Here is a 3,054-nt window from a genome sequence, read left to right on the forward strand (position 1 = left end):
GGGGAAGCGCAGGTGCGCGGAGCGGCCGAGCGCGCCGTTCCCTGGCTGGCGGGAGAAGTCCTGCTCTTCAGCAGCCCGCGCGTGCGGGCGATGCGCAGCGCCGAAATTTTGCGCGCGGCGCTGCCGGTGGCGCTCGCTGTCCCTCCGCCCGAGGCTGTGCCGGAGCTGGCGGAACTCGACCTCGGCGAGTGGGAGGGGGAGAGCTACGCCTCCCTTCAGGAAAAATCGCCCGAGCGCCTCGCCGCCCATTACGCCGATTTCGTCCGCGCCCGCCCGCCGGGGGGGGAGTCGCTCGCAGACCTTGCGGCGCGGGTGCGCCCCGCCTTTGCCGCCCTCCGGGAGCGCGCCCGCGGGCGGGCCGCCCTCATCGTGGCCCACGCCGCCGTCAACCGGATCATCTTGTGCGATGCGCTGGGGGTTCCGCTGGAGAATTTCTTCCGCCTCGATCAGGGTGCCGCCGCCCTCAACGTGCTCGATTTCTACGCGGACGGCGCCTGCGTTCTCCGCCTTCTGAACGGGTGAGGGGCGCTAGTCGTCCTTTCCGTTTTCCTTGTGGTCCGATCCCTTCTGCATCAGAATCGCCAGCATGAAGAACATGTTGAAGCCCTGGATCAGAAGAAGGAAGGCGTCCACCGTCCGGCCGTTTTTCATGACGATGGAGGAGATGCCGAGAGAGATGGAGAGCAGGAAGATGAAAAAGACGGTCTGGTGGCGCGAGAGGCCCAGGTCGTTCAGCTTGTGATGGATGTGATCGCGGCCGACGTACTCCAGCCACTCGCGGATGTTGCGTACCCGTCCCGAGCCGAAGCGCAAAAGCGTGATGTAGGACATATCGAAGAACGTGACGCCCAGAATGAGGAGGGGCATGAGGAACGCCTTGATGGGGTCCTGGGTGTCCCACTCGCCCATAACGGCGAGGCAGGCCAGGGTGAAGCCGATGAAGGTGCTGCCCGCGTCCCCGAGGAAGATGGAAGCCGGCTGGCTCGGCCTGAAGTTGTAGGGGAGAAAGCCGATGCAGCCGCCCATCAGCCCGAGGCTGAGGAACATCAGAAAGGGCTGATTGGTCTGCAGGGCGACGAGCCCGATGAAAAATGAGGAAATGGCGCCCAGGCCCGCCGCGAGGCCGTCCATGCCGTCCAGGAAGTTGAGGGCGTTGGCGATGCCGATGATGCCGACGAAGGTCAGAACGACCTCGATGGAATCGCCAAGCCATCCCGCCGGCAAGAACGAGAGCCGCACCCCGGAGTAGACCACGATGGTGCAGGCCGCGATCTGGCCGAGGAGCTTGATGGTGGCGGGCACCTTCCGGATGTCGTCCATCAGCCCGATGATCAAGATGAGAAGCGCCGCGATGCCGACGCCCTTCATCTGGGGCGAATAGAGATTATTCACCCCGACCGAGAGGCCGAAGCCGATGAAGACCGCCAACCCGCCCAGCAGCGCGGTGGGCCCCTGGTGGACCTTGCGCGCGTCGGGAACATCGAGCGCGCCGATGCGGTGGGCGATGGCGCGGACGAGGGGCGTCATCAAGAAGGTGACGAGCATCGAGACGGCCGGGATGTAGACCCACCGGAAGTCGTTGAGCTTCAGCCAGCCGCGCACCTGCGGCATCATGACGAAGAGGAGTAAAAAGAAGGCGACGCCGTAGAGGTAGAAAAACCCGTAGTTGTAACCGGGGCTTTGGGTGGCTTCTTCATCGGGTGGCATGGGGCTTCCTCATTTCTGAAAAATCCTTCGCGCGGCATCCATGATCCGATCGGCTTCATCCGCCGTCAAGGATGGGTAAATCGGCAGGGAAATGTGCCGGGCCCATGCGGCCTCGGTGCCCGGAAAGCCGCTCTCGCCGAGCAGGCGGTGGAGCGGTGCATGGATGGGCCGCCGCACCCCGATTCCCTCGGCCGCAAATGCGCGGCAGGCGGCATCGGCCGCGCCGGGCCCTTGTTTCTCCCCCCAAACTTCGGGAAGCCGGACCACATAGCGGTGATAGACATGGCGCCCCGCCGGCGGGTCCCCGGGAAGGCCCAGGCCCGACTCCGCAAGTCCCTCGCGGTAGCAGGCCGCGATCTTCCGCCGGGCCTCGATGAAGCGCTCGTAGCGGGCCAGCTGCGAGAGGCCGAGGGCCGCCTGAAGATCGGTGAGTTTGTAGTTCCACCTCGGGAGTGTGTTTTCCCGCTCATCGTAGGAGCGCGCATCCCGGGCGGCCGCGAGCAGGGCCGCATCATCGCCCGCGATCATCCCGCCCTCGCCGGTGGTGAGGAGCTTGGTCGCATAGAAGCTGCAGATGGCGAGGCGGCCCGCCGCCCCGGCCGAAGAGCCCATCCGGCTCGCCCCCAGCCCTTGGGCGATGTCCTCGATGACGGGCACGCCCAGCGCGGCGATGTCGTCGGTCTCGGCCGCCGCGCCGAACAGATGGGTGACGATGACGGCGCGAGCCCCCTCGGCGGCGGCGCCCACGGTCTCGGGGGTGGGATTTCCGGTTTCGGGGTCCACGTCGCAAAGCCGCGCTCTGGCGCCCGTGTGGCGCACAGCCTGGAGGAGCGCTGCGCAGTTGTAGGAGGGAATCACCACGTCGCAGCCGGGGCCCACCCCCATCGCATGAAGCGCCAGGTGAAGGGCGGCGAGGCCGCTGCTGACCGCAACGGCATCGCTCCGCTTCAGGTAGGCCGCCATCTGACGCTCGAATTCGGCGACCCGCGGGCCTTCGGCGATCTGGCCCGAGCGGACAGCCTCGGCCGCGGCCTGGGCGTCGGCTTCATCGAGCGTGGGGCGTGAATGGGGGATGTCGTCTTTCAATCTCGGCTCAGGGATGGAGGAAGAGTCGGGCCGAGCAGAACGCCTCGGCGGAGTGGACACGGGCCTGGATGCCGCGGAAGGTCGCCGTGGCGAGGGCCATGTCCAGGATGTTTTTTCCCGGGATGTTCGTTTTTCCCATCTGGGAGGCGTGGGCCTCGAGCGCCCGCACCTTTTTGTCCAGAACCTCCTCGATGTCGACGTAGACGGAGGGATGGAAGTCGAGGGTCGTCGGCCCCTCGTAGAACAGAAGGTTGGGGACGT

The 3,054-nt window shown here is 66.4% G+C and carries 4 protein-coding genes; 1 reads left to right on the top strand and 3 read right to left on the bottom strand.

Annotation, left to right across the window (positions count from 1 at the left end; all coding sequences use genetic code 11):
• Positions 1-522, top strand: a 522-nt coding sequence (locus tag O2807_14020) for a histidine phosphatase family protein (protein ID MDA1001618.1), incomplete at its 5' end; no start/stop codon positions are given.
• 6 nt (positions 523-528) lie between these two features.
• Here the strand turns inward: O2807_14020 and O2807_14025 are convergent.
• The 3 genes from O2807_14025 to O2807_14035 form a co-directional block, all read right to left on the bottom strand.
• Positions 529-1,707 (bottom strand): MraY family glycosyltransferase, encoded by a 1,179-nt coding sequence (locus O2807_14025; GenBank protein ID MDA1001619.1) that lies wholly within the window; start codon positions 1,705-1,707, stop codon positions 529-531.
• A gap of 9 nt (positions 1,708-1,716) precedes the next feature.
• A complete protein-coding gene (locus O2807_14030) occupies positions 1,717-2,793 on the bottom strand; it encodes a DegT/DnrJ/EryC1/StrS aminotransferase family protein (protein ID MDA1001620.1) in 1,077 nt (358 codons plus the stop codon).
• Positions 2,794-2,800: 7 nt separating this feature from the next.
• A partial coding sequence (locus O2807_14035) for a hypothetical protein (GenBank protein ID MDA1001621.1) occupies positions 2,801-3,054 on the bottom strand: 254 nt, incomplete at its 5' end.

The sequence above is a fragment of the bacterium genome (genome assembly GCA_027622355.1).
In the GTDB taxonomy this organism is placed as follows: Bacteria; UBA8248; UBA8248; order UBA8248; family UBA8248; genus JAQBZT01.